The 4,880-nt window shown below is 44.9% G+C and carries 4 protein-coding genes; 1 reads left to right on the top strand and 3 read right to left on the bottom strand.

Going from position 1 to position 4,880, the window contains the following annotated elements:
• Positions 1 to 1,122 (bottom strand): family 20 glycosylhydrolase (locus VIP81_RS25330; protein WP_331967837.1); only part of this gene is annotated, 1,122 nt, incomplete at its 3' end.
• Positions 1,123 to 1,375: 253 nt separating this feature from the next.
• Between VIP81_RS25330 and VIP81_RS25325 the strand changes: the two genes are divergently transcribed.
• The gene (locus VIP81_RS25325; protein WP_331967835.1) at positions 1,376 to 2,959 is read left to right on the top strand and encodes an FMN-binding glutamate synthase family protein; all 1,584 of its coding nucleotides are present in this window, start codon (positions 1,376 to 1,378) and stop codon (positions 2,957 to 2,959) included.
• 222 nt (positions 2,960 to 3,181) lie between these two features.
• Here the strand turns inward: VIP81_RS25325 and VIP81_RS25320 are convergent, their stop codons facing one another.
• Positions 3,182 to 3,934 (bottom strand): amidohydrolase family protein, encoded by a 753-nt coding sequence (locus VIP81_RS25320; protein WP_331967833.1) that lies wholly within the window; start codon positions 3,932 to 3,934, stop codon positions 3,182 to 3,184.
• A gap of 184 nt (positions 3,935 to 4,118) precedes the next feature.
• Positions 4,119 to 4,844, bottom strand: coding sequence for a 6-phosphogluconolactonase (gene pgl / locus VIP81_RS25315; protein WP_331967831.1), 726 nt, complete (start codon positions 4,842 to 4,844; stop codon positions 4,119 to 4,121).
• Positions 4,845 to 4,880: the final 36 nt, after the last annotated feature.

Below are 4,880 nucleotides of genomic sequence, written 5' to 3'. Positions count from 1 at the left end.
TGAAGGTATTTCTACACGCCAGCCTTCATCATCACTGAAGTGGAAGTGTAAGACGTTTAATTTATACAGGGCCATCAGGTCGAGTATGCGCAACAGGTCACGTTTGTTGTGAAAGTTGCGGGCTACGTCTATCATAAAAGCACGATAACCGAAACGGGGATCATCTGTTACTTCTACGCCGGGAATGGTGATAGATTTTTGTACGCCTGACCAGGCTGCAGGAGCAATCAGTGTTTTCAGGGACTGAATCGCATAAAAAGCGCCCGCCTCGGAGCCGGCTTTGATAACTATCCCCTGTGCACTTACCTTCAAACTATATCCTTCTGCGGTTTTACCTGCCAGGGCAGCATCGTAGGTCAATTCAACGGGGACTGTGCCCTGCGCACGTTTACCTAACAACAATTGCAGGTCTTCTTTCAGCACATTAGCGCTGGCAGACAACTGCGGATCTGCTTTAATTACCGGAAATGCAGTCAGCACCAGGTTATTACCAGTAGCGGTATAAGATACCGGCGTAGGAAACACCAATGGCAACTGTGCTACCGGAATATCTTTTATGGCGGCATTCTGTTTAAATATATCCGTTGGCGTTACCACCGCCGTTTTATCGCCGGGATAGCGCATCAGCTGTTTAGCGGTAGTAGAAGGACGAATACTATACTCCTTAATCGCTATCCCTTTTTCCGGTTGTGCATCCCAAACGATATACAAACCGGCAGGAGCATCTGTAAAATTTACTGCCCAGGCATCGCCGGTGATGCCGAGTTTGAGAGAGTCGCCCGGAGCAATGCCATTAAAACCATCTGCTGGCGTAAAACGATACAGGTCTCCATTAATATGTTCTACTTTCACATGACCTGGCAATTCGCCCGGTGCTACCATCCTTATAAAATTGAAATACAGTTGCCATCCTTTAGCCGGAAATGGCTTGTTGGCGGTATTCACAAAAGTAAAGGCCGACAGGAAGTTGTCCTTCCCCTGGTAGTGGTTTTCTACCACTTCCCAACTTGTTTTCAGGCGTGAAACATCGTAAGGGGATTGCTGTGCCAGTACACCTGCTACAGTACTGAACAAGAGCATGCCCGTTGCTATCAACTTACCAAGATAATTGTATCTTTTCATGTTGTGGATTGATTATAAAATTGGCTTATTTTGAAAGATAATAAAATAATTTAAAAACTGGCCGTGATTAATTTAACTACCCCTCATTTTGGGGATAAGCGGGCCTTGATTCCCTCCTGAGATAAAACAGATTTAACAAATTTATCTGACCTGCGTTAAGTAGTTTTATAGGATAATGCAGGATAATAGATCAGGAAGTATTCAACAACCTCCTTTCATGGAGGGCATCAAAAAATCACAAAAATCATAGTCCATGGTTAAAGCATTTATCGGATTTTCATGTATAAGCTTAGCGATTGTTATCGGCTTAGGCTTATTTTTCCCCTGGGTATTCTGGTTGTTGATCTTCGTAGTACCGATTGTGGTAATGGGCGTATTGGATATGTTTCAAACAAAACATGCCATCATCCGTAACTACCCGGTGGTAGGGCGTGCACGTTACTGGATGGAAGCATTACGGCCAAAGATTTACCAGTATTTTGTGGAGAGTGATATTGATGGCAGCCCGATCAACCGCGTGGATCGTTCCACAATTTATCAGCGGGCCAAGCGGGAATTGGATTCACAGCCTTTTGGCACCCAGTTCAATGTGTATGCAGAAGGCTATGAGTGGATGGCACATTCTATTCAGCCACAGAATTTTGATAACCTGGAGAAAGATCCCCGTGTAGTATTTGGAGGGAAAGACTGTAAACAACCGTATTCCGGCAGCATCCTGAACGTGAGCGCCATGAGTTACGGATCGCTTAGTTCCAACGCGGTACAGGCATTAAATGGGGGCGCCAAAATCGGGAACTTTGCACATAACACGGGCGAAGGGGGCATTAGTGATTTTCACCTGAAACAGGGTGGCGATATTATCTGGCAGATAGGTACCGGTTATTTTGGTTGCCGGGAAGAAGATGGTAATTTTTCTGATAGTCTTTTTGCAGAAAAAAGTGCATTGCCGCAGATTAAAATGATCGAATTAAAAATTTCACAGGGCGCCAAACCGGGCCATGGAGGCATCTTACCGGCTGCCAAAAACACACCGGAAATTGCAGCTATCCGTCATGTGAAACCCTATACCACTGTATTCTCTCCTCCTTATCATAAAGCTTTTAGCAGCCCAAGGGAAATGATGTTGTTTATACAGCGCCTGCGGGAATTGAGCAAGGGCAAACCTGTTGGTTTCAAACTTTGCATAGGTCAGCCACGTGAGTTTTACGCGATCTGTAAAGCGATGGTAGAAACAGATATCTATCCGGATTTTATTACAGTAGATGGCGGAGAAGGTGGCACAGGCGCCGCGCCGCCTGAATTCTCCAACTCCGTAGGAATGCCGCTCATGGATGGACTTTCTTTTGTGCACGATACGCTGACGGGCTTCAATATCCGTCATCATATGAAACTCATTGCTTCAGGAAAAATACTGACCGGCTACCATATGCTTCGCGCGATGGCGTTGGGCGCCGATACCTGCAACAGTGCCCGTGCCATGATGATGGCGCTGGGATGTATTCAGGCACTGGTATGTAATACTAATAAATGTCCTACCGGTGTAGCCACACAAGACAAATGGTTATCTGCCGGATTGGTAGTTGATGATAAAAAACACCGGGTCGCCAATTATCACCGCGACACCATTGAGAGTGCCATAGAACTGGCTGGGGCAGCCGGTTTACGCGATCCGCATGATATCACCCGGCAACATATTTTCCGCCGTGTATTTATGAACCAGGTGAAAACTTTTGAAGAAATTTATCCGAGTACAGCGCCGGGAGCTTTATTGAACGGGCAAATGCCGGAACATCTGAAAAAAGAAATGGAGATGGTGGGGATTGATAACTGGGGATAGCGCGAGTTTTTGTCTTTGCTCAGGATTATACTGATGTAGATGATTTTCCAGATTTTTTTTGATGATTTTGCAGGATTAAAAGATTAGGGGAGATAGCAGCGATCCGCTTCTATCTCCCCTAATCTTTTATAAAATTAAAACATTATCAAAATCCTGTAAATCATCTACATCAGTATAATCCTGAACAAAGACAATCGCCGAAGGCGATCCCCTACGCTGCATTTACGGTTTATACAATGCCAATGCATTTTCCCTGCATATTTTAGCAGCAATATCTGCCGGAAAATTATTAACGATTAACTGCAGATCTGCTACAGCAAAAGGTCTGGGAGCGCGGGTAGAAGGAAGATCTGTACCAAATAATAAGGCACCGGCATTGATGGCGGTGATCTGACGCATAGCGGTTAACACATCAAAATCACAACGACTGAAACCAGTGGCCTTCACCCTGGCTCCTTTTTCTACCAATGGCAATAAGTATTTAAATCCTGCTTTAGATAGTCCGAGGTGATCAATCACAACTGCCGGTAATTTATGCAGTGTGGTAGATAAGCCTGGTAGTTGCCGGGAGTCTACATACAATTCCACATGCCATTTCACGAGTTCGTATACACGTAATCCTAATTGTTCCAGGAATTTTACACTTTCAGAACCACCGCGTTGCACATTAAACCGAACAGCACGTACGCCTGCATTGTGGAGGGCAATGATTTCTTCGTCGGTGGTGTTGGCAGGAATCTGTGTAACACCAACATAACCGGGTCCCAGCTGCTTTAATGCGTCCAGCAAATACGCCTGATCAAATCCCTGGAAGGAACCTGATACCACTGCGCCACCCTGTACATTCAGGGATGCCACCTTTTGCTGATAGTCGGCAACGGAGAAATCCGCTGGCAAATATCCTTCATTAGGCTGCAATGGAAAGCGGCGATCAATGATATGCAGGTGTGCGTCAAATAAGGGCTTATCAAACATAATCTCATCGTTGTTGTTACGATACACAAGCTACAGAAAATAGCTGAAAAGGAGAGCAGAAAGCGGAAAGCATAAAGCAAAAAGCTATTATAGCGAAGACATAGGCAGATAAAGCTAAATTTTTATCGCTTATGTCTTCGCTATAATAGCTTTTTGCTTTATGCCTTAAGCTTTTAGCTCCAGATCAGATTTCCATTGCGCCGGCGGCGGCTTCGTCTACAAACCAGTGCAATTCACCTTCTTCCGGTCTGATAAGTTGAGACGGGAATTTATCGGCATCGAATGTGCCTTCAATTACATTTTTCAATGTAATGGCTTTATTGGCGCCGGTAGTAAGAAATAACACGCAGGCAGCTTTATTGACTACCGGTGCGGTTAAGGTAATGCGGTACATGTTCTGCGCTTCCAGGAAGAATGCTTTTACCCAGGCTTTTTGTTCCTGTACAACGGGCGTACCGGGAAACAGGGACAGTGTATGTCCATCATCTCCCATACCCAATAATACCAGGTCAAAAGTGGTATCTTCCTTTCCGAAATATGATTTTAATGTTTTCTCATACTCCGCCGCAGATGCTTCCGGACCTATGTCTGTACGCATCACGTGGATGTTTTCAGGATTAACCCCTACTTTATTCAACAGCTCCAGGTAAGCCATGCGGGCATTATTGCGTTCATCGTCAAACGGCACATCTCTTTCATCTCCCCAGAAAAAATGTATTCTTTCCCATGGGATGACCATGTTGTAAGGGGCTTTGGCCAACAGGCTATACAATTGTTTGGGAGTGTTGCCGCCGGACAATACAAAGGTAAAACGCTCCTGTGTTTGTAATACTTCCAGTATGTAGTTGCTGATCCATGCAGCTACGTTTTCACTCAGTTGTGCAGGATCTTTGGCGATATGTAGTTCCATAAGAAGAATGGAATTACGAATTACGAATTACGAATT

Origin of the sequence: Chitinophaga sp. (genome assembly GCF_036566945.1) — a bacterium.
Classification (GTDB): Bacteria; Bacteroidota; Bacteroidia; order Chitinophagales; family Chitinophagaceae; genus Chitinophaga.
This window is presented reverse-complemented; position numbering and strand designations above follow the sequence as displayed.

Bases quoted from the DNA above. Each gene is read 5' to 3' on its own strand.
- VIP81_RS25325 (WP_331967835.1), top strand. From the start codon at position 1,376: ATGGTTAAAGCATTTATCGGATTTTCATGTATAAGCTTAGCGATTGTT.
- VIP81_RS25320 (WP_331967833.1), bottom strand. From the start codon at position 3,934: ATGTTTGATAAGCCCTTATTTGACGCACACCTGCATATCATTGATCGC.
- pgl (WP_331967831.1), bottom strand. From the start codon at position 4,844: ATGGAACTACATATCGCCAAAGATCCTGCACAACTGAGTGAAAACGTA.